Genomic DNA, 23,814 nt, shown 5'->3' with positions numbered 1-23,814 from the left:
GAGCCGCACAACCCGGCCCCGGCCCCGGCGGACCCGCACCCTCACCCCGCCCCGGCCCGGCGGCCCCGCACCCCCGCCCCGGCCCGGACGCCCCGGTCGCCCCGTTCACCCCCGCCGAAGCCGCATCACCCCCCCCCGCCCCGAACACCCCCTCCAACCCCCGCCCCGCTGGAGCCCAAGTTGGCCACAGGCACCGACCCCACCCCCCGAGCCACCGGCACCCGCCCGCCCGCACAGGGCACCTCCGGGCCCCCCGGCACCGGCGTGCACGGCGCGACCCGGGCGGCCATATCCGCCCGCCACCTGCGCACCGACCGCTGGTGGCTCTCCCCCGCGCTGACCGCCGCCGGGCTCCTCGCCTTCGTCGTCTACTCGACGTGGCGCGCCTTCGCCAACGCGGACTACTACGCCGCCCCGTACGTCTCGCCCTTCTACTCCCCGTGCCTCGCGGAGAACTGCGTACCGATGAAGGGCGGCCCCAACTGGGAGATCTTCGGCAGCTGGTGGGGGCTCTCCCCCGCCCTGCTGATCCTGATCTTCCCGCTCGGCTTCCGGCTGACCTGCTACTACTACCGCAAGGCCTACTACCGGGGCTTCTGGGCGTCGCCCCCGGCCTGCGCGGTCGCCGAACCGCACAAGAAGTACAGCGGCGAGACCCGCTTCCCGCTGGTCCTGCAGAACATGCACCGCTACTTCTTCTACGCGGCGCTGCTGGTCGCCGGGATCCTCACGTACGACACGGTCCTGTCGTTCCGCGACGAGAACTACGAGTGGGGCCACATGGGCCTCGGCACCCTGGTCTTCCTGGTGAACATCGTCCTGATCTGGGCGTACACCGTCTCCTGCCACTCCTGCCGGCACATCATCGGCGGCCGGCTCAAGCACTTCTCCAAGCACCCGGTGCGCTACCGGCTCTGGGGCTGGGTCGGAAAGCTGAACGGCCGTCATATGCAGCTCGCCTGGGCGTCGTTGATCAGCGTCGCGCTCGCCGACTTCTACGTGTACCTGATCGCGTCCGGCGCTTTCGACGACCCGAGGTTCTTCTGATGACGCAACCGGAACACCAGGACTGGGACGTCGTCGTGGTCGGCGCGGGCGGCGCCGGACTGCGCGCGGCGATCGAGGCCCGCGAGCAGGGCGCCCGTACCGCCGTGATCTGCAAGTCGCTGTTCGGCAAGGCGCACACGGTGATGGCGGAGGGCGGCATCGCCGCCTCCATGGGCAACGTCAACGCGGGCGACAACTGGCAGGTGCACTTCCGCGACACCATGCGCGGGGGGAAGTTCCTCAACCAGTGGCGGATGGCGGAGCTGCACGCCCGCGAGGCCCCCGACCGGGTGTGGGAGCTGGAGACCTGGGGCGCCCTCTTCGACCGCACCCCGGACGGCCGGATCTCGCAGCGCAACTTCGGCGGCCACGAGTACCCGCGCCTCGCGCACGTCGGCGACCGTACGGGCCTGGAGCTGATCCGCACCCTCCAGCAGAAGATCGTCCAGCTCCAGCAGGAGGACTTCGCGCTCACGGGCGACTACGAAGCTCGGCTGAAGGTCTTTCAGGAATGCACCGTCACAAGGGTGTTGACCGAGGAGGCGGAGGACTCCGGTACGGCCGGCGGACGGGTCTCGGGGACCTTCTGCTACGAGCGCGAGTCGGGGCGCTTCTTCGTCCTGCGGGCCCCCAGCGTGGTCCTCGCCACCGGCGGCATCGGCAAGTCCTTCAAGGTGACGTCGAACTCGTGGGAGTACACCGGAGACGGCCACGCGCTGGCCCTGCTCGCCGGGGCGCCGCTGCTCAACATGGAGTTCGTGCAGTTCCACCCGACCGGGATGGTCTGGCCGCCCTCGGTGAAGGGCATCCTGGTCACCGAGTCCGTCCGGGGCGACGGCGGCGTGCTGCGCAACTCCGACGGCAAGCGGTTCATGTTCGACTACGTCCCGGACGTCTTCAAGGAGAAGTACGCGGAGTCCGAGGCCGAGGGCGACCGCTGGTACGAGGACCCGGACAACAACCGCCGGCCCCCCGAACTGCTGCCCCGCGACGAGGTGGCCCGCGCCATCAACTCCGAGGTCAAGGCCGGTCGGGGCACCCCGCACGGCGGCGTCTACCTGGACGTCTCCACCCGGATGCCCGCCGAGACCATCCGGCGGCGGCTGCCGTCGATGTACCACCAGTTCAAGGAGCTGGCGGACGTCGACATCACGGCGGAGGCCATGGAGGTCGGCCCGACCTGCCACTACGTGATGGGCGGCATCGCCGTCGACTCGGACACCGCGGCCACCCGCGGGGTGCCGGGCCTGTACGCGGCGGGCGAGGTGGCCGGCGGGATGCACGGCTCCAACCGGCTCGGCGGGAACTCCCTCTCCGACCTGCTGGTCTTCGGCCGCCGCGCCGGGCTGCACGCCGCCCAGTACGCCGCCGAGCACGCCGGGGAGCTCAGGCCGCGGGTCGAGGAGGCCCAGGTGGACGCGGCGGCGGCGGAGGCGCTGCGCCCGTTCAGCGCGGAGGGCCCGGCCGGGGCGCGGGACGCCCGGCAGGAGGCGGGCGTGCCGGGCCGCCCGCCGGAGAACCCGTACACCCTGCACCAGGAGCTCCAGCAGACCATGAACGACCTGGTCGGCATCATCCGCCGCGAGGCCGAGATGACGCAGGCCCTGGAGAAGCTGGCCGAGCTGCGGGTACGGGCGCGCCGCGCCGGGGTGGAGGGCCACCGGCAGTTCAATCCCGGCTGGCACCTCGCCCTGGACCTGCGGAACATGCTGCTGGTCAGCGAGTGCATCGCCCGCGCCGCCCTGGAGCGCACCGAGAGCCGCGGCGGTCACACCCGCGAGGACTTCCCCGCCATGGACTCCGCCTGGCGCCCGGTGAACCTGCTCTGCCGCCCGGCCGACCCGACCGGCGGCCTTGCCGCCACCGATCCGGTGCGGGGCCAGATCGAGCTCGTACGGACGACGGCCGAACCCATCCGCCCGGACCTGCTCGCCCTCTTCGAGAAGGAGGAGCTGGTCAAGTACCTCGCCGAAGAGGAGCTGTACGAGTGACCACGTCGCCGTCCGCCAAGTACGTCGCCCACTTCCGCGTCTGGCGCGGGGATCCCGAGGGCGGCGGCCTGGCGGACTACCAGGTGGCGGTGAACGAGGGCGAGGTCGTCCTCGACATCGTGCACCGCCTCCAGGCCACCCAGGCGCCCGACCTCGCCGTCCGCTGGAACTGCAAGGCGGGCAAGTGCGGTTCGTGCAGCGCGGAGATCAACGGCCGGCCACGGCTGCTGTGCATGACCCGCATGTCGACCTTCTCCCCGTCCGAGACCATCACCGTCACCCCGCTGCGCGCCTTCCCGGTCGTACGGGACCTGGTGACGGACGTGTCCTTCAACTACACGAAGGCGCGGGAGGTGCCCGCCTTCGTGCCGCCGGAGGGCGTCGCGGCGGGCGAGTACCGGATGCAGCAGGTGGACGTGGAACGGTCGCAGGAGTTCCGCAAGTGCATCGAGTGCTTTCTGTGCCAGGACACCTGCCATGTGGTGCGCGACCACGAGGACAACAAGGCGTCCTTCGCCGGACCGCGTTTCCTGATGCGGGTCGCGGAGCTGGACATGCACCCGCTGGACGCCGCCGCCGAGTCCGGCCTGGACCGCAAGAGGTCGGCCCAGGAGGACCACGGGCTCGGCTACTGCAACATCACCAAGTGCTGCACGGAGGTGTGCCCGGAGCACATCCGGATCACCGACAACGCGCTGATCCCCTTGAAGGAGAGGGCGGTTGACCGCAAGTACGACCCGCTGGTGTGGCTCGGCAACAAGATCCGGCGGCGCACGGAGTAGCCGGGGCGGCCGGGCGGAACGGGGCGCGGGCGCCGGCCGGGGCCGGAATAGCCCCGGCGCACCGCGCGCTGCATCCAGCATGACCATGTGGAGCAGCGCAGAACTCGACGTCGACAGCTACCTCGCCCGGATCGGGTACGCGGGGGACCGCACCCCCACCCTGGACAACCTGCGGTCCCTGCACCGGGGACACGTCCTGTCGCTGGGCTGGCACAACCTCTCCTCGTACCTGTACGGCGAGGCCCCCCTCGACCTCGGCACGCTCCAGGAAAGGATGATCACCGGCCGGGGCGGCGGCTACTGCTACGAGCACGTGACCCTCTTCGCGGCGCTCCTGGAGTCCTTCGGCTACCGCTTCGTCGCCGTGCAGGGCCGGGTGGTGATGGGCGCCCCCGCGGACAAGCTGCTGCCCCAGACGCACGCGATGCTGGTGGTGGAGTTCGAGGACGGCCGGCGGTGGCTGTGCGACGTCGGCTTCGGTACGAGCATGCTGGAGCCGGTCGAGATGGTGGAGGACCCGGCGGGCGTCGAGGTCCAGCAGGACGGCTGGCGGTACTGGCTGCGCCACCAGGAGGTCACCCCGGGCGCCTTGGGCTGGGCGCTGCACCAGCCGGCGACGGGCCCGGAGACCGACCGCGAGGGGAACGGCTGGATGGTCCGGCACACCACGACCCTCACCCCGCAGTACCCGGTCGACTTCCGCACCGCGAACCACTTCGTCGCCACCAGCCCCCACTCGCCCTTCACCACCCGGCTGTACGTGCAGCGCACCCACACGGACCGCAAGCACGTCCTGGACCGGCTCACCCTCACCACGACCCGCCCCGGCTCCGCGCTCCCGCCGGAGACCCGCGAGCTGACGCCGGGCGAGGTGCCCGGGGTCTTGGCAGAGGTCTTCGGCATCGAGCAGAGTGAGCAGGAGGCGAAGCTGCTGATCGACAAGCTCTCGACTTCCTGACAGCTTCGCCGCCCACGACGAGCCCGCCTCGTCATCCCGCATGCTCCTGCGCCGGTGGGCGCGGGCCCTGAACGAGCGGACGGTCCGGGTGCGTGTCCCCACGGTGTACGACGTCGCGGAGAAGGCGGGCGTGTCGATCGCCACGGTGTCGCGGGTCTACCGCAGCCCCGAGGCGGTGCGGGAGCGGACCCGCGAGCGGGTCGTGGAGGCGGCGCGCGCGCTGGGCTACGTACCGAGCGGAAGCGCCCGCGGCCTCGCCAGCCGTACGACGGGCGTCCTCGGCCTGTGCTTCCCGGACCACGCGGACCCCGCCGTCGAGGAGGGCTACCGGGAGGGCGAGGGCCCGGACGAGGACGACGCCGCCGCCACGCTCTACAGCGACCAGGTCATCCGGGGCATGGAGCGGGCCGCCCGCCGGCACGGGTACGCGCTGCTGATCGCCGCCTCCTTGGAGGACGGCCCGCAGAGCCTGGTCGCGCAGGTGGCGGGCCGGGTGGACGGCTTCGCGGTCCTCGCGCGGACCGTGCCGACGGAGGACCTGGAGCTGATCGGCAGACGGCTGCCGATCGTCATGCTGGCGGGCCCCCGCGAGCGGGACCACTTCGACCACATAGAGGTCGCCAACGAGGACGGGCTGCGCGAGCTGACCCGCCACCTCGTCACCGGCCACGGTCTGACCCGGCTCGCCTTCGTCGGCGGCGAGCCCGGCTCCCCGGACGCGGAAGCCCGCTTCCGGGGGTACCGGCGGGCCTGCCGGGAAGCGGGACTGCCGGTCCCGGCGGAGCCGGACGCGCGGGGCGACATGACCCTGGCGGAAGGCTCGCGCGCGGCCGACGCGCTCCTCGACCGGGCGGCGGCGGCCGGGACGGCACCGCCGCAGGCGATGCTCTTCGCCAACGACCAGATGGCGGTGGGCGCGCTGCACGCCCTGGAACGCCGGGGCATCCGCGTCCCCGAGGACATCGCCGTCACCGGCTTCGACGGCATCCCGCTGGGCCGCGCGGTCCGCCCCTCCCTCACCACGGTGCGCCAGCCGATGCGGCGCCTGGGCGAGGAGGCGGTGGAACTCCTGGTCAGACGCCTGGCGGAACCGGACCTGGAACCGAGGTCGCTGATGCTGCCGGTGAGGACGGCACACCGGGGCAGCTGCGGCTGCGCGTAATCCCGGACCGGGGACCGCCTTCAGGGGCGCGGGGAACTGCGCGAGCGGGCACGTACGAGCCGCGGACGGGCACCCGGCCCCGGAGGGCCCGCCGCACGGGGTCCGGGGCGGAGCACCGGTTTCGGGAAGGGGCGGGGTGGGGGAAGGCCCCGCGCAGCGGACCCCTCCCCGCCCAGGTCGCGGCCCCCACACCCCCGGCATAGCCTCCCCGTGTGACGCCTCCCCAGAGTCGTACCCGGATACCCGGCGCCCTCGCGGCAGCCCTCTGCGCGACGGCCACCGCCTGGTGCCTCACCGGAACTCCGGACGCGCTCGCGGTGCAGAAGGCGCAGGCCGGCCCAGGCGGGCATGCCACGCACTCCACGCCCCACCACCCCCGCACCCTCCCCGCCGAAGACCCCGGCCCCCTCTCCACCGACGGCCAGATCACCGACCGGGCCGGCGCCCTCGGCAACTCGCGCGGAGCCGTCGCCACGGCACTCGAACAGCTCTACACCACCCACCGTCTCCAGCTCTTCGTCGTCTACGTCCGTGACTTCTCCGGCCGCCCCGCCCAGAGCTGGGCCGACGCCACCGCCACCCGCAACGGCCTCGGCCGCGACGACGTGCTGCTCGCCGTCGCCACCCACGACCGGCAGTTCGCCTACTCCGTCGACAACGAGTCCCGCCTCACCGACGCGCAGCTCGCCGAGGTCTCCGGCACCGCCGTCAAGCCCGCCCTGCGGCAGAACGACTGGGCCGGCGCCGCCATCGGTGCCGCGAACGGGTACGCCGCCGTGCTCTCCGGCACCCCCGTCCCCACCCCCACCCTCACCCCCGGCCCCCGCGACCCGGACTCCGGGGCCGACGGCGGCGGGGCGGGCGACCTGGTGCTGCCGGTCGTCGCGATCGGCGGTGCGGGCGCGCTCGCCGCGTACGCCTACCGACGGCGCAGGCGACCGCGCGACGGCGGCCCGGCGGGCACCGGGCGGGCCGGGGGCGCGGCGGCCCGGCAGCCCGGCCCCGCCCCCACTCCCCTCCCCGAACTGGACCGCCTCGCCAAGCAGGCCCTCGTCGCCACCGACGACGCCGTCCGCACCAGCGAGGAGGAACTCGGCTTCGCCACCGCCGAGTTCGGCGAGGAGGCAGCCCGCCCGTTCAGCGACGCGCTCACGCACGCGAAGGGCGAGCTGACCGCCGCGTTCCGGATCCGGCAGCAGCTCGACGACGCCACGCCCGAGGACGATCCGGCCAAGCGGCGGATGCTGGAGGAGATCCTCGCCCGGTGCGCCGAGGCCAACCGCCGGCTGGACGCCGAGTCCGCCGCCTTCGACCGGCTGCGCGAGCTGGAGCGCAACGCGCCCGCCGCGCTGGACGCCGTCGAGTCCTCCTTCCGCGCCCTGACCGGCCGCACCGCGACCGCCGAGGCCACCCTCACCGCGATGACCGGCCGGTACGCCGACTCCGCCGCGGCCCCCGTGGCCGGGCACGTCGAGCAGGCCAAGGACCGCCTCGTCTTCGCGACCACCAGCCTCAACACCGCCAGGCAGGCCCTCGTGGCCGGCGACAACAGCGGGGCCGCCGTCTTCGTGCGCGCCACCGAGGGCGCCGTCGACCAGGCGGCCACCCTGGTCGACGCGGTGGAGCGCCGAGCCCTGGAACTGGCGCAGGCCGCCGGCCAGCTGGAGGGGGCGCTGACCGAGACCGAGACCGACCTCGCCGATGCCCGGGGACTGCTCGGCGGTACGTCGCCGGGCACCGGCACCGGGGACCTGCGGGGCCGGATCGCCCGCGCGGAGGCCGTCGTGCGCGACGTACGGGAAGAGGTGGGGGCGGGGCGGTACGACCCGATCGACGCGCTGCGCCGGGTCGAGGAGGCGGACGCGGCGCTCGACGAGGCCCTGGCCGGGACGCGCGAGCAGGAGAGCGCGGCCCGCCGCGCCCGGGACCTGCTCGGGCAGGCCACCCTGACCGCCCGCGCCGCCATCGGTGCCGCCGCCGACTACATCACCACCCACCGCGGCGCCGTCGGCAGCCAGGCCCGCACCCGCCTCGCCGAGGCCCAGCGGCACCTGGAACGGTCCGCCGCCCTGGCCGGGAGCGACGACGCCTCCGGCGCGCTCGCCGAGGCCCAGCAGGCGGACTCCCTGGCACGCCAGGCCCAGGACCTGGCCCAGCAGGACGTACGCGGCTACGGCGGCCCGTCCGGTCCCGGCGGCTTCGGCGGCAGCCGGGGCGGCGGCCAGGGCGGCGCGGTCCTCGGCGGCATCATCCTCGGCGGCATCCTCAACGGCGGCCGTGGCAGCGGCGGTTACGGCGGCGGAGGCTTCGGCGGAGGAGGCGGGGGCGGCTTCGGCGGCGGCCCCGGCAGTTTCGGCGGCGGCGGTACCCGGGGCCGCCGGGGCGGCGGGGGCCGCTTCTAGCCACGTACCGGACACCGATCGACCGCCCCACCCTCACCACGACCCCCTCAAGGAGACCGCGATGTCCAAGCAGTCCGTCCTCGGCCGCGTCACCCAGCTCGCCAGGGCCAACATCAACGCCCTCATCGACCAGGCCGAGGACCCGCAGAAGATGCTCGACCAGCTGATCCGCGACTACTCGGGCAACATCGCCGAGGCCGAGGAGGCCGTGGCCGGCACCATCGGCAATCTGCGCCTCCTGGAGCAGGACCACCGCGAGGACGTGGACGCCGCCCGCGAGTGGGGCGCGAAGGCGGTCGCCGCCAGCCGGAAGGCCGACGAGCTGCGGGCGGGCAGCTCCGCCGAGGAGGCCGACCGGTTCGACTCCCTCGCCAAGGTGGCGCTGCAACGGCAGCTGCGGGCGGAGAAGGAGGCCCGGACCGCCGAACCGACGATCGCCGCGCAGACCGAGGTGGTCGCGGGGCTCAAGGACGGCCTGGCCAAGATGCGGACCAAGCTGACCGAACTGACCGCCAAGCGGGACGAACTGGTGGCCCGCGCCGGCTCGGCCCGCGCGCAGAACACCATGAGCGACGCCGTCAAGAACATCGACGTCCTCGACCCGACCAGCGAGCTGAGCCGCTTCGAGGAGAAGGTACGGCGCGAGGAGGCACGGGCGATGGGCAAGCAGGAGCTGGCCGCCTCGTCGCTGGACGCCCAGTTCGAGGAGCTGGACAGCCTGGGCGACGCCGCGGAGATCGAGGCCAGACTGGCCGCGCTGAAGAACAGCTGAGCGGCCGAGCGGGGCCCGGTGGCCCTGCTCGGTTCGGCCCGCAGCACCCCGGGCGCCCCGGCCCGAGCAGGGCTCGTCGGGCCGCCCGGGAGGGCACGGCCGCTCAGTACATGCTCAGCAGCTGCTCCACGCTCAGCTCGGCCGGGGTCCGGGACTCGCCGTCGGGCAGGGGCAGTTCGAACCACACCGTCTTGCCCCGGGGGGTGCGCCTGGCGCCCCAGGCCGCGCTGAGCAGCCCGACCAGCTGGAGTCCCCGGCCGCCCTCGTCGGTGTCGCGGGCGCGGCGCCGCCTCGGCTGGACGAGTCCGGCGTCCCACACCTCGCAGACCAGGGTGCGGTCGCGCAGCAGCCGGAGTCTGATCTCGCCCTCGCCGTACCGCAGCGCGTTCGTCACCAGCTCGCTGACCAGCAGTTCCGTGGTGTCGACCAGGTCTTCGAGGTCCCAGGAGACCAGCTGGGCGCGGGCCAGTTCGCGGGCCCGGCCCACCGAGCGCGGCTCGCGCGGCAGCCGCCAGTCGCCGACGGCCTCGGCGGGCAGCCCCTGGATGCGGGCCATCAGCAGGGCGATGTCGTCCTCGCCGTGCCGGGTGTCGAGCGTGGTCAGGACGTGGTCGCAGACGTCCTCCAGGGGGCGCACCGGGCCGCTCATCGCCGTGCGCAGATCGTGCAGTCCCTCGTCCAGCGGGTGTTCGCGCGACTCGACCAGGCCGTCGGTGTAGAGCGCGAGGAGCGAACCCTCGGACAGCTCGACCTCGACCTCCTCGAAGGGCTCGCCTCCCACCCCGAGCGGCATCCCGGGCGGTACGTCGAGGAGCAGCGGCTCCTCCCCCGGCTCGACCACTATCGGCGGCAGGTGGCCCGCGTTGGCGAACGTACATCGGCGGGTGACCGGGTCGTAGACGGCGTAGACGCAGGTCGCGAGGTACACCTCGGAGAGGTCGGCGTCGCGGGACTTGTGGGCGGCCCGGGAGGCGTGCTGGGCGCCGCTCGGGGTGCCCAGGCCCCGGGCGATCTCGTCCAGCGCGGAGAGCACCTCGGCCGGTTCGAGGTCGAGCAGGGCCAGGGTGCGTACGGCGGTGCGCAGTTCGCCCATGGCGACGGCGGCGCGCAGTCCGCGCCCCATGACGTCGCCGACGACCAGCGCGGTGCGGTGGCCGGGCAGTTCGATGACGTCGAACCAGTCGCCGCCGACCTCGGTGGCGGTGTTGCCGGGGAGGTAGCGGCAGGCGATGTCGAGGCCCGCCGCCTCCGGGTCGCCGGGCGGCAGCAGACTGCGCTGGAGGATCAGCGCGCGCTCGTGCTCGCGGCGGTAGAGGCGGGCGTTGTCCATGCAGACGGCGGCCCGGGACGCCAGTTCGGTGGCCAGCGCCCGGTCCCGTTCGCCGAAGGACTCGCTGCCCTTGGTGCGGGAGAACTGGACGAGCCCGATGACGGTGTCGTGGGCGACCATCGGCACGGCGAGCGTGGAGTGCACCAGTTCGCCGTCGTCAGCGTGCACCGCCCTGGCCCGTCCGGTGCGCAGCGCCTTCGCGCAGGGGGTGCCAAAGGGGTAGCGGTGGACGGAGCCGACCGTGACCTCCGCCGGGTCCTCGCCGGGCCCCACGCAGCCGGGTGCGGCCAGCGGTGCGTCGGACACGGCGCTGGCGAAGGCGACCCGACGCAGCTCGGCGCTGCCGTCGGTGACGCCGGGCGGGGCCTCGTCGCCGGTCAGCAGCCCCTGGTAGAGGTCGACGGAGGCGAGGTCGCAGAAGCCGGGGACGGCGACGTCGAGGAGTTCGCGGGCGGTGGTCTCCAGGTCGAGGGAGTTCCCTATGCGGGCGCCCGCCTCGTTCAGCAGGGCGAGGTTGCGCCGGGCGTCGGCGGCCTCGCGGGCGGCCCGGTGGCGGCGGGTGACGTCGGTGGCCAGGCCCGCGACCCCGACGGGGCGGCCGGAGCCGCTGTGCACCCGGTAGAGGTTGACCGACCAGTGGCGGCGCTCGGTGGAGCCGGGTTCGGTGCCGGTGATCTGTATGTCGGTGATGGACTCGCCGGTGGCCAGTACCCGGGCCAGCGCGTCGGCCACCCGGTCGGCCTCCGGCCTGGCCAGGTAGTCGTGCACCGTACGGCCCCGGTGGTCCTCGGCGGCGCCGCCGAAGACGGTGGCGAAGCGCCGGTTGGTGCGCTGGACCGTGAGGTCGGTGCCGAAGAGCAGGAACCCGAAGGGGGATTGTCCGAAAATGGCCTGCGAAGCGGCCAGGTCGGTTTCGATCCGGCGCAGTGCGGTGACGTCGACCACGAGACAGAGCGCGCCGCGCTCGCCGGTCGCGGTCTCGCTCGGCATCACATAGATCTCGGCCATCCCCTCGGCACCACCGGCACCGGCGGCCGAATCCGGCATCCGGAACGGGACGAGGCCCGTCCACTCCTTGCCGTCCAGGATCTCGGCCACCTCGTGGTGGCCGCGCGCGCGGTGGTGCTCGGGCAGGAAGACCTGGACCGGGTCGCGGCCCACGACGTCCCGCGCGCAGATGCCGAACAGTTCCTCGGCCCGCCTGCTCCACTGCTCGACCAGACCGTCGGCGCCGAGCGAGAAGGACGCCAGCCGGATGTAGTCGTAAACGGAGCCGGGCGGACTGCTTTGCCACAGGGCACGGCCCTGCGGCGGCAGGCCGGGGGTCCGCCCCGCGGCACCCGTGGTGCCCGGCGAGGCCGCCCCGGGGCGGCCGGCCGGGTGCGGCGTGCCCGCCGCCGGGCCCGTCGCCGGGTCCCGGTCCGGGCCGGTGGCACCGGCCCCTTCGGCTCCGCCGCCCGGGGTGTGCGCGGCGCCCGGGGCGGCGGCACGCGGGGTGGCGGTGGCGCGCGGAAGACCCGCCGGGTCACCGCCCCGCGCCACGTCCGGAGCGCCGGAAGCACCGGCAGCGGCCGGGCCGCCGGCCACGCCCTCGACGTCCCCGGCACCGTTCGCACGGGAAGCACCGAAGGCGTCGGCTCCGGGCCGCCGCCTCTCCGCTGGTATCTCGTTCACACGACCGTCCCCTCCAGCTCACCTCACCGGAACCGGCCTTGACCGCAGTATTCAGCACTACGGCCCCAGCTGGCACGGCGTTCACGATCGCGACGTCCTCCCGGCGTCCACTGGGCCCTTTTCGGCCTGGTTCGTCGCCTGACCGACGTCCTGCCGGGCGCCGTCGTGATCGTGTCAGTCCCTCCACACTTCTAACCGGGCAGAGCCAGCTCGAACCACACCGTCTTACCGGTCTTTCCGCGCCGGGTCCCCCAGCGCTGTGCCGAGCAGGCCACCAGCTGTATTCCGCGCCCTCCCTCGTCGTCCGGCCCCGCCGCCCGCTCGCGGGGCGGATCCGGAAGCGGATCTGAGACCTCCACCCGCAGGACGGCAGCCGCGGTGCCGGCGGTTCCGGTGTCGCGCGCCCTGGTGTCGAGCCTCACCAACCGAACACCGATCGGTCCGGACGCGTACCGCAGGGAATTGGTCACCAGCTCGCTGACCAGCAGCACACTCACGTCGCACAGTTCGTCGAGGCCCCAGTCGTGCAGGGTGTCGCCCACGGCGTGCCGTGCGGTGCGGACCGCGTTGGGTTCGGCCGGAAAGGTCCACTCGGCGCAGGCGCCGTCAGTGTCGAGCACGCCGACCACATCCCAGAGCAGCAGCAGCGGACCCCAAAGAGGAACGTCCAATTTCGGGGGGTTAATCAGCACATACCCGATATCGGAGCCCGGCTATCCCCGCAGTGGGCGCACTGTGGCACGAACGGCGTACGGACTCGCCCGTGCGCCGCGCCCCCATTGCCCCGTTCAGCCCCCTCACAGGGGGCGGGGCGGCCTTCGCGGCCCCCCATGCCCCACGGGCCCCCGCGGACCCCGTACGGCTCACACGTCCGCGCGCAGCCGCCGTACCGCCTCCGCGACCGCGGGGCGGTCCTGGTCCAGCCAGTCCACCGCGTCGCTCTCCTCGGGGCCGAGCCAGCGCAGTTCGTCGTGGTCCTCCAGCGGGCGGGGTTCACCGGCGAGCAGCCGGGCGGTCCACACCTGGAGCACGTAACCGGGCTTCAGCGGCCACTCGCCGGGGATGCGCTCGACGGCCTCGGTCTCCACGCCCAGTTCCTCGCGCAGTTCGCGCACCAGCGCCTGTTCGGGGCTCTCGCCCGGCTCGCACTTGCCGCCGGGCAGCTCCCAGCGGCCGGCCAGCTCGGGCGGGGCGCTGCGCCGGGCGGCCAGCAGCCGCCCGTGATGAAAGAGGGCTCCGCCCACGACCAGTCGTTCCGTCATGGGCGGAGCCTAAGGGGACGGCCGGCGCCGCCCCAAAAGGTGTCCGTGGCCGCCCCCCGGCGGCCCCGAAGCGCCTACGACCGCTTCGTCGCGGCCTGTTCGATCAGGTAGAGCTGCTTGTGTCCGCGGTTGTCGAGCTGATCGGCCCGCTGCTCGGCCTCCGCACGCGTGGCGTAGGCACCCACGCGGTAGCGGTTGCCGTTGTCGTCCTGCCGCACCACCAACCACGGAAGCCGGTCACCGCCGTCAGTCATCGCGCGCCTCCGTTCGCCGGCGTACACGCCGTCAAGGATCCCCAGGAAACCTCAGTACGCATATGCCCGAGCGTACGCCTGACCTTTACTCACCGGATATGGCTTTTCACAAAGAGACACCGATCTGGCCAAGAAACGCAGTCCGGTTGACGAACCCATGACGGAAAAAGAAGGGGCGCATCCTGGTGGATGCGCCCCCTGGGGACTTCAACTCAGCTCCGCACACGCCCGGTTGACGCGCTGTTCAGCGCGCCTGTCTCACCCCGGGCGCCCGCGGGCAACGGCCCCGCTCACTTGACCGGCAGGTGGTACGAGATGCGGTACCTGTCCGCCGGCACGACCAGGTCCGCCGTCTCGACGGCCCGTCCCGACGCGTAGTAGGTCCGCGCGACGACCAGCACCACGTGTCCCGGCACCCCGCCCAACTCGGCGAGCTCGTCGGCCAGTCCGGGCCGGGCACCGACCTCCTCCGCCACGTTGTCCACGACGACGTCGATGGCGGCCATCCGCTCGACCACCCCGCAGCCGCCCAGCGGCCCCTCCTCGGGCAGCATCACCGGCGTGCGCCCGGTGACCGCCAGGGGCTCCCAGGAGGTGGAGAGCATCATCGGCTCCCCCGCGTCCCGGAAGACGTACCGCGTACGCATCACACGGTCGCCGGGCTCGACGCCGAGGCGGGCGGCGATCTCCGGGGGCGCCTCGGTCTGCTCGCTGCGCGAGTCCCAGGTGCCGCGCGCCCCCTCGGCCGCCTGCTCCTGCCGGAAGGGCGTGGTGGGGCCGGTGCCCCGGTAGGCGGTGCGGGCCACACTGCGCGGCACCGGGCGCTCCCGTACGTAGGTCCCCGAGCCCGAGCGGCCCTCGACCAGGCCCTCCGCCATCAGCACCTTCCGCGCCTCCAGGGCCACGGTGTCCGAGACGCCGTAGACCTCGCGGATACGTGCCTGCGAGGGGAGCCGGGTGTGCGGCGGCAGCTTCCCGTCGGCGATCTGCTGCCGGAGGTCCTTCGCCACGCGCAGATATGCCGGCTGCTCACCGAATGTCACTGGCCACTCCCATCAGGTTGACAGACAGCAACAGCGTGGCAACCGTCGGTTGTTCAACACAAGCAGAGGCCAGGGTTTCACTCGATGTGATGATTCGCCTTTACGCAGGCATGTTCCCCCGGGTAATGGGCCTGTCGGGTTAGACCTCTTCGCCCGCTCCCGCCACATCGCCCTCGGAGCCACCGGTGTCCCCGCCGGACCCACCGGTCCCGCCCGACCCCCCGGTGTCACCGGTGTCACCGCCGTCGCCGCGCAGCGAACCCGTGAGCTTGCCGCCGGCCTCGTCGCCGAAGACGCAGGTGACCCCCCGGTCGCCCAGCCGCCAGCCGTCGCGGTCCGGCATCAGGTAGTACGAGTCCGCCGTGCCGGAGTCGCCGCCCGTGTAGCTCTCCTGCGCGGTGGCGCACTTGCTGTCGGCGATGGTGCCGATCTTCTCGTCGCCGGGGTAGTCGGCGGAGTCGGCCAGGTCGAAGGTGCCGAACACCTCGCCGTCGTGCGGCCGGGAGCAGTCGACCACCTCCACGTCGTACGTGGTGCCCTCCAGCGACCCGTCGGGAGTGTCGAAGCACTGTCCGGTCCGCAGGTCCTCCACCGACTGCGCGCTGCTGTTCAGCCCCCGCTCGAAGCCTTCGCGGAACGCGGCCAGCCCACCGGTGAGGATGCTCACCAGGACCAGGACGACGCTGAGCGAGGACAGCACGATGCCCGCGACCGCCATGCCCTTGCCCGCGTCCCCGCGCTTCTTGATCTGCGACAGGGCGACCAGACCGAGGATCAGCCCGAGCGGCGGCACGCAGCAGACGATGCCGGTGACCAGGGAGGCGATGGCCAGTCCGTTGGTCCTCGGCGCGACGGGCGGCATGCCGAAGGGCGGCGGAGCGCCGTACGGCTGCGCCCCGTAGGGCTGCGCGCCGTACGGGGACTGCCCGTACGGAGCGCCGTACCCCTGGTGCGGCGCGGACGGCGGGGTGGGCTGCTGCGGCTCGTTCCAGGGCTGCTCGGGGGGCGGCGGGGGTATCGCCATCAGTACGGTGCTCCTCGTCGGCGCGGTGCGGGGGGGTGCCGCGCAGATCGTACGTGCCGGATACGACAGGAGGCGGGCCGGACCGTTGCGCCCGGTACGCGCGGACGCGGCACCGGACCCCGGCCCGGGGGGTGATGTCGGAAAACCGCCTGCCCCCGGCGCCCCGAACTGCTGGACTGTCCCCATGACTTCGCAGACCACCCAGCACGCCAAGGCCACCCTCCTCCACTCCCTGCACCGCACGCCCGGTGCCCCGCTGCTGCTGCCCAACGCCTGGGACGTGGCCAGCGCCCTGGTCGTCGAGCAGGCCGGGGCCGCCGCGGTTGCCACCAGCAGCGCGGGCGTCGCCTGGAGCCTGGGCGTACCGGACGGCGACGTCCTCGACCGGGACCGGGCGGTCGAGCTGATCGCCCGGATCGCGGCGGCCGTGCGGGTCCCGGTGACCGCCGACATCGAGGGCGGCTTCGCGGACACCGCCGAGGGCGTGGGCGAGACGGTGGCCGCGGTGATCGCCGCGGGCGCGGTCGGCGTCAACCTGGAGGACGGCACGCGCTCGCCGATGGAGCAGACCGGCCGGATCGCCGCCGCGCGGGCCGCCGCCGACAAGTCCGGCGTCCCGCTCTACCTCAACGCCAGGATCGACACCTACCTCTTCGGCCTCGGCGAGGAGTCGGACCGATTCCAGGAGACCGTCGGACGAATGCACGCCTACGTCGGGGCGGGCGCCAGCGGCGTCTTCGTCCCCGGAGTGACCGACCCCGCGACCATCGCCGCGCTGGCCTCGGCCGTCGACGTACCGCTGAACGTCCTGGTGAAGCCGGGCGCGCCCAGCGCGGCGGAGCTGGCCGGGCTGGGCGTGGCGCGGATCAGCCTGGGCGGGGCGGTGGCGGGCGCGGCGTACGCGGTGGCCCGCCGGGCCACCGAGGAGCTGCTGACGTCGGGGACGTACGGGGCGGTGGCGGACGCGCTGCCGCACAACGACCTCAACGCGCTCTTCGCGCGCTGACCCGCCCCCCCCCGCGGCCCCCTGCCCCCTGCCCCGGGGGCCTAGCGGGCGCCGAACACCTGCGTCCAGGTCGGGCCGCCGGAGGGTCCGGCGATGCCGATGCCGACCTCCTTGAAGGCGCAGTTGAGGATGTTGGCGCGGTGCCCCGGGCTGTTCATCCAGGACTCCATCACGCTGGCGGGCCCGGACTGGCCCGCGGCGATGTTCTCGCCGTAGGTGCTCCACTTGTACCCGGCTGCGGTGACCCGCTCGCCGGGGCCGTCGCCGTCGGGGCTGGTGTGGTCGAAGTAGCCGCGCGCCACCATGTCCTCGGAGTGCCGCTGGGCGGCCGTACGCAGCAGGCTGTTGCTGGTCACCGGGGAGCAGCCCGCCTTCGCCCGCTCGGAGTTGAGCAGCGACACGACCTCCGCGGCGGGCCCGGCGGGCGGCGCGGGCGGAGCCGGGCGGGTGGGCTTCTTGGTACGGGTCGGCTTGGGGGCCGGCGGCGGTGCGGGCCGCGAGGCGGACCTGGTGGGCGCCGGGGTCGTGCGGGTGGCGGTGGCGCTCGGGGTGGGCTTCCTGGTGGGCGACGCGGTGGTGGCCGAGGGCGTGGGGCTGGGGCTGTCGCTCGCGGAGGGCAGCACGGGCCCGCTGGTCCGGGCCGCGTCGGCCACCGACGTGCTGGGCGCCTCGTCCTTGCCGCCGGAGAACAGCTGCACGGCGCCGATCCCGCCGCCGACGAGCAGCAGCACCGCGGCCCCGCCGACGACCTGGCGCCGCCGCCGGGCGCGCTGCCGGCGCAGGTCGGTACGGGTGGGACGGCCGGACGACGCGGCGAGGTGCGCGGCGGTGCCGTGGTCGTGTGCGGGCACCCCGCCGTGGGCGTCCGCGGGAAACTGCGGGTGGGAGACGGTCCCGGTCGCCCCGGTGCTGGTCATCTCCGGCCCCTGCCGTACCGCCTGCCGCACCAGTTCCACGAGCAGGCCCGCGACCGGCACCAGCCCGAACCCGGCCAGCAGCCCCTCGGCCGGGACCAGGCCGCTGCGGTGACCCGAGCAGACCGCGCACTCCTTGGCGTGCCGCGATATTCGCTTCCGCCAGAGCGCGGAGGGCGCCCCGTCCCACGGGGCGAGCACCTCCCGCAGCTGCCCGCACAGCGGCACCGCGGCCAGCGCCCTGACCACCACCCGCGCGGCCTCCAGCTGCGACTTCATGCGCTGCACACGTACGGCGGTGTGGTCGGGCGCCAGTTCCAGCGCGGTGGCCACCTCGGCCCGGGTCAGCTCCCCGGCGGCCTCCAGCCACCACAGGGACAGCAGGGCCCGGTCGTCGGCGTCGAGCCAGCGGGTCGCCTCGACGGTCTCCTTGCGCTGCCCGGAGAGCCCCATCCGGACGATGGTCAGCCCGACGAAGTCCGCGTCGGGGTCGGCGACCTCGCGCCCCTCGGACGGCATGGGCGCGCCGAGCGGCTGCTGCTCGCGCTGCCAGTGCCGCCGCACCTCGTTCATGGCGATGGCCACCAGCCAGGACCGGAAGCTCTCCGGTATCCGCAGGGCGGGGAGCCCGTCGAGGGCCCGGAGCATGGTGTCCTGGACGACGTCGTCCACATCGGCGTGCCCGTTGAGCGCGCGGCCGACGATGTTGTAGACGAGCGGCAGATAGGCGGCCACGAGCGCGTCCTGTGCCTGCGGATCACCGCTCTGCGCCGCCAAGATCGTCGCGACTCCGTGTTCCCTGTTCACGGTCTCCCGCCCCTTCTCCGCCTGCTCGGTCCGTACGGCATCTTGCTCCACCACATGGGAGACCGGGCGTGGAGAAGGACATAACAAAAATCACGCGACGAACTTGAGAAGCCCCGTCGGAGGCGCGGGGACCGGCCCCGTCAGGGGCGGGGGGGGGAACTGGGCGAGCAACCCACCACAGACCCACGGCAAAGGCCCCGGCCCCGCGGCGAGCGGTTCAGGGAAGGGGCGGGGAGCGGCACGCGACCCCCCGGCCCCTACTCCTCCCTCTCCTCCTCCGCCCCCTCGTCCAGCGCCGCGTTCAACCGTTCCCTGGCCCCCTCCAGCCACCGCCGGCACACCTTCGCCAGTTCCTCGCCCCGCTCCCACAGGGCCAGCGACTCCTCCAGCGTCGTACCGCCCATTTCGAGCCGCCGTACGACCTCGATCAACTCGTCCCGCGCCTGCTCGTAACCGACTTCGGTCCCGGCGGCTTCATCCGTCTTGGCCATGCGATTCACCTTAAGTTCGAGGTCCGACAGCACCTGCAGAAAAGCACCGGCACGGGGCCCCGGAACTCCCGGGAGGCCGACGCGCCGCCGTGCTCACTCCCCCACCCGCACCACGAACTCCCCCTCCGCCACCCTCGCCCTCAGCTCCTCGCCGCCGGCCACCTCGTCCGCCGCCCGCACCACCGCGCCGTCCTCCTTCTGGAGCACCGCGTACCCCCGCTCCAGGGTCGCCGCCGGCGAGAGCGCCACCACCCGCGCACGGGTGTGCGACAGCTCCGAGTCGGCCCGGTCCAGCAGGTGCCCCAGCGTGCGCCGGCTCCGCGCCACGAGCGCGTCCACCTCCGCCTCCCGCTCCTCGACCATCCGCTGCGGGCGCTCCATGACCGGCCTGGCCAGCGCGGAGGCCAGCCCCCTCTCCTCCCGGTCGAGCAGGGCCCGTACCGTACGCAGCGCCCGGTCGCGCAGCCCCCGCACCCGGTCCAGTTCCTCGCCCACGTCGGGCACGACCTTCTTGGCCGCGTCGGTGGGTGTCGAGGCCCGCAGGTCGGCGACGAGGTCCAGCAGCGGCGAGTCCGGCTCGTGCCCGATCGCCGAGACGACGGGGGTGCGGGCCGCCGCCACGGCCCGTACCAGCTCCTCGTCGGAGAACGGCAGCAGGTCCTCGACGCTGCCCCCGCCGCGGGCCACTACGATCACGTCGACCTCGGGCAGCGCGTCCAGTTCCTTCACGGCCTGGACGACCTGCGGCACCGCGTGCACGCCCTGGACGGCCACGTTGCGCACCTCGAAGCGGACGGCGGGCCAGCGGCGGCGCGCGTTCTCCAGGACGTCCCGTTCGGCGGCGGAGGCCCGCCCGGTGACCAGGCCGACGAGCTGCGGCAGGAACGGCAGCTGCCGCTTGCGGTCCAGCGCGAAGAGCCCCTCGGCGGCCAGCGACTTCTTCAGCTGCTCCAGCCGTGCGAGCAGTTCACCGATGCCCACCGGCTTGATCTCGGCGGCCCGCAGCGACAGCTGGCCCCGGGGCGCGTACCACTCGGGCTTCGCGTGGACGACGACGCGCGCGCCCTCGGAGACCACGTCGGCCACCGCGTCGAAGACCTGCCGGTAGCAGGTCACGGACACCGAGATGTCGTGCGAGGGGTCGCGCAGCGTCAGGAAGACCACACCGGCCCCGGGCCGCCGCGACAGCTGGGTGATCTGTCCCTCGACCCAGATCGCGCCGAGCCTGTCGATCCACCCGCCGATCATCCGTGAGACCTGCCCGACGGGCAGGGGAGCATCCGCTGACGTCGCGTTGAGAGCCATGCGAGAAGGCTAGCCGCGCCCTCCGACACCGCCCCCGGTCGCACCGCCCCCGGCACCGGCCGCCCCGGCGGCAGCACTGCCGCCCGCTCCCCCGCCCGGCAGGCCCCGCCGCCCGCGCTGGGCGAACAGCACGGCCAGCCCCACCACCAGCCACACCGCTCCGACCACCTGCGCGCTCCGGCTCGCCTCCCAGATCACCGCGAGCGCGACGGCCGCGCCGATCACCGGCACCAGTACGTGCCGCCACCACACCGGCGGCCCCTCCCGGCGGCGTACCGCGAACCAGCCGACCACCGACGCGTGCAGCAGCACGAACGCGGTCAGCGCGCCGATGTCGACGACGGACACCAGGTGGTCCATGCCGTCGCCGCGGCGCGCCGCCCAGACCGCCGCCACCAGCGTCACCAGCGCCGCGAGCCCCAGCGCCAGCCTCGGCACCCCGGACCTCGCGTCCACCCTGGACAGCACCTTCGGCAGCCTCCGCTCGCGCGCCATCGCGAACAGCAGCCGGCCCGCCGCCGCCTGCCCGGCCAGCGCCGCGAAGGCCGCGCCGATCGCCTTGCTCACCGCCACCAGGTCGTGCAGCCAGTCCCCGACGGCCCCGTCCACGGCGTCGTAGAAGGCGGTCCCCTGCTTCGACGGGTCGGCGGCGAGATCGGCCGCCGACCCGGGCGAGAGCAGCGCCACCAGGTACGTCTGTACGACGAAGAGCACACCGACCAGAGCGAGGCAGATCAGCACCGCCCTGGCGACCTTCGCGGAACCGCCGGTGACCTCCTCGGCGAAGGAGGCGATGGCGTCGAACCCGAGGTAGGAGAGCACCGCCACCGAGACCGCGCCGAGCACGGCGGCCAGCGAGAACGACCCCATCGACCCGTCGCCCGACAGCGGCGACAGCCAGTCCCGGGTGGCTCCGTCGCGCGCCAGCACCACCACCGCCGCGACCACGAACACCACCAGTACGACGATCTCCAGCGCGAGCACCGCGAAGCCGACGCGGGCGGCGGCCCGCACTCCCCACATGTTGAGCGCGGTGGTCACGACGACCGCGATGGCCGTCCACACCCACTGCGACAGGGCCGGCATCAGCGCGTGCAGGGCGATCCCGGAGAAGAGGTACGCGACGGCCGGGATCAGCAGGTAGTCGAGCATCGCCATCCACCCGGCGACGAAGCCCGGCCCCTCGCCCAGCCCCACGCGCGCGTAGGCGAAGACGGAGCCCGCCTGCGGGACGACCCGCACCATCTGGGCGTAGCTGAATGCGGTGAACGCCATCGCGACCGTGGCGACCAGGTAGACGAGTGCGACGGCGCCGTGCGACTTGGCGTCGAGGGTGCCGAAGACGCCGACGGGCGCCATGGGCGCGATGAACAGCAGCCCGTAGACGACCAGGTCCCGGAAGCCCAGACTCCTCCTGAGCCCGGGAGCCGCGGCGCTCGCACCCGTCCCGGCCGGGCCTCCCGCGCCGCCCGCCCCGCCGGCGCCGCCGCCCGTCGCACCCGCTCCGCCCGCCCCGCTCGCGCCTCCGGCCCCCGCCGTCCCGTCAGCCGTCCCGGCCATCGTTCCTCCGCACGTTCGTCGACTGTCCGTCCAGTCTTGCCCCGTACACGATCTTTGGCCTGTCGGGCACGGCCTTACGATGGGAGGCATGACTTCTACGCCTGCCCGCCCGTCTGCCAAGCGAGTGCTGCTGGCCGCCCCCCGCGGCTACTGCGCGGGCGTGGACCGCGCCGTCATCGCCGTGGAGAAGGCCCTTGAGCAGTACGGTGCGCCGATCTACGTACGGCACGAGATCGTCCACAACAAGTACGTCGTACAGACCCTGGAGAAGAAGGGCGCGATCTTCGTCGAGCAGACGGCGGAGGTCCCCGAGGGCTCCATCGTGATGTTCTCGGCGCACGGCGTCGCCCCGACCGTCCACGCCGAGGCCGCCGAGCGGAACCTCGCCACGATCGACGCGACCTGCCCCCTGGTCACCAAGGTGCACAAGGAGGCCGTCCGGTACGCCAAGGACGACTACGACATCCTCCTGATCGGCCACGAGGGCCACGAGGAGGTCATCGGCACCTCCGGCGAGGCCCCCGACCACATCACCCTGGTCGACGGCCCCGAGGACGTCGCGAACGTCACCGTCCGCGACGAGTCGAAGGTCGTCTGGCTCTCCCAGACCACGCTCTCCGTCGACGAGACGATGGAGACGGTCGACGCCCTGAAGAGCAAGTTCCCGAACCTGCTCTCGCCGCCCAGCGACGACATCTGCTACGCCACCCAGAACCGCCAGATCGCGGTGAAGAAGCTGGCCGAGGACGCCGAGCTGGTCATCGTCGTCGGCTCCAAGAACTCCTCGAACTCCATCCGCATGGTCGAGGTCGCCCTGGACGCCGGCGCCCCCGCCGCACACCTGGTGGACTTCGCGAGCGAGATCGACGAGACCTGGCTGGAGGGCGTCACCACGGTCGGCCTGACCTCGGGCGCCTCCGTCCCGGACGTGCTGGTCGACGGCGTGCTGGAGTGGCTCTCCGAGCGCGGCTACGGCGACGTCGAGACCGTGAAGACGGCCGACGAGTCGATCACCTTCTCGCTCCCCAAGGAGCTGCGCCGCGACCTGCGCGCGGAGGCGGCGGCGCTCGGCAGCAAGTAGGACGCGCCGGGCCCCGCCGGGGCCCGGGGCCGCAGGCGGCCACGGCACTTCGGGGGCCTCGGGTGCTTCGGGGATTCGTGTTCTTCAGGTGCTTCGCGGGACCCTGCTGACCCTTGTGAACCACTTCCCCGGTGGTTGTCGGTGGTCCGACGTAACGTGGGGTCCATGAACGTGTTCGGAGTGGACATCGGCGGTTCCGGCATCAAGGGCGCTCCCGTGGACCTGGAGCGGGGCGACCTTGCCGAACCGAGGCACAAGGTACTGACCCCGCACCCGGCCACGCCGGACAGCGTGATCGACGGCGTGAAGGAGGTCGTCGACCACTTCGGCTGGTCGGGCCCGGTCGGCATCACCTTCCCCGGCGTGGTCACGGACGGCATCACCCGTACCGCCGCCAATGTCGACAAGGGCTGGGTGGACCTGGACGCCCGGGAGCTGCTGGGCAAGCGGCTGGACCTGCCGGTCACCGTGCTCAACGACGCGGACGCGGCGGGCGTCGCCGAGATGACGTTCGGCGCGGGCGCGGGCCGCCGGGGCACCGTCTTCCTGCTCACCTTCGGTACGGGGATCGGCAGCGCCCTCTTCCTGGACGGCAAGCTGGTCCCCAACACCGAGCTGGGCCACCTGGAGCTGCACGGTCACGACGCCGAGAAGCACGCCTCCACGAAGGCCAAGGAGGACGAGGACCTGAGCTGGGAGCACTGGGCCAAGCGCGTCACGAAGTACCTGGCGCACGTGGAGATGCTCTTCTCCCCGTCCCTGTTCATCATCGGCGGCGGTGTCAGCCGCAAGGCGGAGAAGTTCATCCCGCTGATCAAGGGCATCCGCGCGGAGATCGTCCCGGCCCAGCTGCAGAACAACGCGGGCATCGTGGGCGCGGCGATGGCGGCGGCGAAGCAGTAGCCGCGACGGAGGCGGTACGGGGCCGGGGGGCGAAGGCGGTACGGAC

At 73.4% G+C, this 23,814-nt stretch carries 20 protein-coding genes; 10 read left to right on the top strand and 10 right to left on the bottom strand.

Annotated elements, in window-relative coordinates:
• Positions 1 to 180: 180 nt before the first annotated feature.
• From ACFYVL_RS13350 to ACFYVL_RS13320, 7 genes are all read left to right on the top strand, one after another.
• Positions 181 to 1,047 (top strand): hypothetical protein, encoded by an 867-nt coding sequence (locus tag ACFYVL_RS13350; RefSeq protein ID WP_389243924.1) that lies wholly within the window; start codon positions 181 to 183, stop codon positions 1,045 to 1,047.
• Entirely contained in the window at positions 1,047 to 3,038 is a 1,992-nt protein-coding gene (locus tag ACFYVL_RS13345) for a fumarate reductase/succinate dehydrogenase flavoprotein subunit (protein ID WP_389243922.1), read from the top strand. The genes ACFYVL_RS13350 and ACFYVL_RS13345 overlap by 1 nt, the downstream gene beginning before the upstream one ends.
• Complete coding sequence (locus ACFYVL_RS13340) at positions 3,035 to 3,820, top strand: succinate dehydrogenase/fumarate reductase iron-sulfur subunit (RefSeq protein ID WP_389243919.1); 786 nt, start codon at positions 3,035 to 3,037, stop codon at positions 3,818 to 3,820. Before ACFYVL_RS13345 ends, ACFYVL_RS13340 begins: the two co-directional genes overlap by 4 nt.
• Positions 3,821 to 3,905: 85 nt before the next feature.
• Positions 3,906 to 4,778, top strand: coding sequence for an arylamine N-acetyltransferase (locus ACFYVL_RS13335; RefSeq protein WP_389243917.1), 873 nt, complete (start codon positions 3,906 to 3,908; stop codon positions 4,776 to 4,778).
• Between the two features lie 40 nt (positions 4,779 to 4,818).
• Positions 4,819 to 5,940 carry a LacI family DNA-binding transcriptional regulator gene (locus tag ACFYVL_RS13330; protein WP_389243915.1) on the top strand — a complete coding sequence of 374 codons (1,122 nt, stop codon included), beginning with the start codon at positions 4,819 to 4,821 and terminating at the stop codon, positions 5,938 to 5,940.
• Positions 5,941 to 6,152: 212 nt separating this feature from the next.
• Positions 6,153 to 8,342, top strand: coding sequence for a TPM domain-containing protein (locus ACFYVL_RS13325; RefSeq protein ID WP_389243913.1), 2,190 nt, complete (start codon positions 6,153 to 6,155; stop codon positions 8,340 to 8,342).
• A 61-nt stretch (positions 8,343 to 8,403) separates the two neighbouring features.
• Entirely contained in the window at positions 8,404 to 9,114 is a 711-nt protein-coding gene (locus tag ACFYVL_RS13320) for a PspA/IM30 family protein (protein ID WP_389243911.1), read from the top strand.
• A gap of 103 nt (positions 9,115 to 9,217) precedes the next feature.
• On the opposite strand, the gene ACFYVL_RS13315 is transcribed toward ACFYVL_RS13320, so the two are convergent.
• The 6 genes from ACFYVL_RS13315 to ACFYVL_RS13290 form a co-directional block, all read right to left on the bottom strand.
• Positions 9,218 to 11,740 carry a SpoIIE family protein phosphatase gene (locus ACFYVL_RS13315; RefSeq protein ID WP_389244215.1) on the bottom strand — a complete coding sequence of 841 codons (2,523 nt, stop codon included), beginning with the start codon at positions 11,738 to 11,740 and terminating at the stop codon, positions 9,218 to 9,220.
• A 569-nt stretch (positions 11,741 to 12,309) separates the two neighbouring features.
• Positions 12,310 to 12,747: an ATP-binding protein gene (locus ACFYVL_RS13310; protein WP_389244213.1), complete on the bottom strand. Its 438-nt coding sequence runs from the start codon at positions 12,745 to 12,747 to the stop codon at positions 12,310 to 12,312.
• Positions 12,748 to 12,981: 234 nt separating this feature from the next.
• Positions 12,982 to 13,380 (bottom strand): (deoxy)nucleoside triphosphate pyrophosphohydrolase, encoded by a 399-nt coding sequence (locus ACFYVL_RS13305; RefSeq protein ID WP_389243909.1) that lies wholly within the window; start codon positions 13,378 to 13,380, stop codon positions 12,982 to 12,984.
• Between the two features lie 74 nt (positions 13,381 to 13,454).
• Positions 13,455 to 13,634: an SPOR domain-containing protein gene (locus tag ACFYVL_RS13300; RefSeq protein ID WP_389243907.1), complete on the bottom strand. Its 180-nt coding sequence runs from the start codon at positions 13,632 to 13,634 to the stop codon at positions 13,455 to 13,457.
• A 290-nt stretch (positions 13,635 to 13,924) separates the two neighbouring features.
• The gene (locus ACFYVL_RS13295; protein WP_389243905.1) at positions 13,925 to 14,677 is read right to left on the bottom strand and encodes a GntR family transcriptional regulator; all 753 of its coding nucleotides are present in this window, start codon (positions 14,675 to 14,677) and stop codon (positions 13,925 to 13,927) included.
• Positions 14,678 to 14,816: 139 nt separating this feature from the next.
• Positions 14,817 to 15,701 carry a DUF4190 domain-containing protein gene (locus ACFYVL_RS13290; RefSeq protein WP_389243903.1) on the bottom strand — a complete coding sequence of 295 codons (885 nt, stop codon included), beginning with the start codon at positions 15,699 to 15,701 and terminating at the stop codon, positions 14,817 to 14,819.
• Between the two features lie 184 nt (positions 15,702 to 15,885).
• On the opposite strand from ACFYVL_RS13290, the gene ACFYVL_RS13285 reads away from it, so the two are divergent.
• On the top strand, positions 15,886 to 16,707 hold the full coding sequence (locus tag ACFYVL_RS13285; protein ID WP_389243901.1) for an isocitrate lyase/phosphoenolpyruvate mutase family protein: 822 nt from the start codon (positions 15,886 to 15,888) through the stop codon (positions 16,705 to 16,707).
• Positions 16,708 to 16,748: 41 nt separating this feature from the next.
• Here ACFYVL_RS13285 and ACFYVL_RS13280 read toward each other — a convergent pair whose 3' ends face one another.
• The 4 genes from ACFYVL_RS13280 to ACFYVL_RS13265 form a co-directional block, all read right to left on the bottom strand.
• Positions 16,749 to 18,428, bottom strand: a complete 1,680-nt coding sequence (locus tag ACFYVL_RS13280; RefSeq protein WP_389244211.1) for a sigma-70 family RNA polymerase sigma factor — start codon at positions 18,426 to 18,428, stop codon at positions 16,749 to 16,751.
• 257 nt (positions 18,429 to 18,685) lie between these two features.
• Complete coding sequence (locus ACFYVL_RS13275; RefSeq protein ID WP_389243899.1) at positions 18,686 to 18,919, bottom strand: exodeoxyribonuclease VII small subunit; 234 nt, start codon at positions 18,917 to 18,919, stop codon at positions 18,686 to 18,688.
• A gap of 93 nt (positions 18,920 to 19,012) precedes the next feature.
• Complete coding sequence (gene xseA, locus ACFYVL_RS13270; protein WP_389243897.1) at positions 19,013 to 20,224, bottom strand: exodeoxyribonuclease VII large subunit; 1,212 nt, start codon at positions 20,222 to 20,224, stop codon at positions 19,013 to 19,015.
• Between the two features lie 9 nt (positions 20,225 to 20,233).
• On the bottom strand, positions 20,234 to 21,784 hold the full coding sequence (locus ACFYVL_RS13265; protein WP_389243895.1) for an APC family permease: 1,551 nt from the start codon (positions 21,782 to 21,784) through the stop codon (positions 20,234 to 20,236).
• Positions 21,785 to 21,863: 79 nt separating this feature from the next.
• On the opposite strand from ACFYVL_RS13265, the gene ACFYVL_RS13260 reads away from it, so the two are divergent.
• Both ACFYVL_RS13260 and ppgK read left to right on the top strand, forming a co-directional pair.
• Positions 21,864 to 22,865: a 4-hydroxy-3-methylbut-2-enyl diphosphate reductase gene (locus tag ACFYVL_RS13260; RefSeq protein ID WP_389243893.1), complete on the top strand. Its 1,002-nt coding sequence runs from the start codon at positions 21,864 to 21,866 to the stop codon at positions 22,863 to 22,865.
• A gap of 165 nt (positions 22,866 to 23,030) precedes the next feature.
• Positions 23,031 to 23,768, top strand: a complete 738-nt coding sequence (ppgK, locus tag ACFYVL_RS13255; protein ID WP_389243891.1) for a polyphosphate--glucose phosphotransferase — start codon at positions 23,031 to 23,033, stop codon at positions 23,766 to 23,768.
• Positions 23,769 to 23,814 lie beyond the last annotated feature (46 nt).

It is taken from the genome of Streptomyces sp. NPDC004111, assembly GCF_042874215.1.
Lineage (GTDB): Bacteria > Actinomycetota > Actinomycetes > Streptomycetales > Streptomycetaceae > Streptomyces.
Note: the sequence above shows the minus strand (reverse complement) of the source record. Positions and strands in the feature narration are given on the sequence as shown.

What these genes read in the sequence shown, in the direction of transcription:
- xseA (WP_389243897.1), bottom strand. Translation starts at nt 20,224, where the DNA reads ATGGCTCTCAACGCGACGTCAGCGGATGCTCCCCTGCCCGTCGGGCAG.
- ACFYVL_RS13265 (WP_389243895.1), bottom strand. Translation starts at nt 21,784, where the DNA reads ATGGCCGGGACGGCTGACGGGACGGCGGGGGCCGGAGGCGCGAGCGGG.
- ACFYVL_RS13330 (WP_389243915.1), top strand. Translation starts at nt 4,819, where the DNA reads ATGCTCCTGCGCCGGTGGGCGCGGGCCCTGAACGAGCGGACGGTCCGG.
- ACFYVL_RS13305 (WP_389243909.1), bottom strand. Translation starts at nt 13,380, where the DNA reads ATGACGGAACGACTGGTCGTGGGCGGAGCCCTCTTTCATCACGGGCGG.
- ACFYVL_RS13300 (WP_389243907.1), bottom strand. Translation starts at nt 13,634, where the DNA reads ATGACTGACGGCGGTGACCGGCTTCCGTGGTTGGTGGTGCGGCAGGAC.
- ACFYVL_RS13275 (WP_389243899.1), bottom strand. Translation starts at nt 18,919, where the DNA reads ATGGCCAAGACGGATGAAGCCGCCGGGACCGAAGTCGGTTACGAGCAG.
- ppgK (WP_389243891.1), top strand. Translation starts at nt 23,031, where the DNA reads ATGAACGTGTTCGGAGTGGACATCGGCGGTTCCGGCATCAAGGGCGCT.
- ACFYVL_RS13285 (WP_389243901.1), top strand. Translation starts at nt 15,886, where the DNA reads ATGACTTCGCAGACCACCCAGCACGCCAAGGCCACCCTCCTCCACTCC.
- ACFYVL_RS13260 (WP_389243893.1), top strand. Translation starts at nt 21,864, where the DNA reads ATGGGAGGCATGACTTCTACGCCTGCCCGCCCGTCTGCCAAGCGAGTG.
- ACFYVL_RS13335 (WP_389243917.1), top strand. Translation starts at nt 3,906, where the DNA reads ATGTGGAGCAGCGCAGAACTCGACGTCGACAGCTACCTCGCCCGGATC.
- ACFYVL_RS13290 (WP_389243903.1), bottom strand. Translation starts at nt 15,701, where the DNA reads ATGGCGATACCCCCGCCGCCCCCCGAGCAGCCCTGGAACGAGCCGCAG.
- ACFYVL_RS13320 (WP_389243911.1), top strand. Translation starts at nt 8,404, where the DNA reads ATGTCCAAGCAGTCCGTCCTCGGCCGCGTCACCCAGCTCGCCAGGGCC.
- ACFYVL_RS13345 (WP_389243922.1), top strand. Translation starts at nt 1,047, where the DNA reads ATGACGCAACCGGAACACCAGGACTGGGACGTCGTCGTGGTCGGCGCG.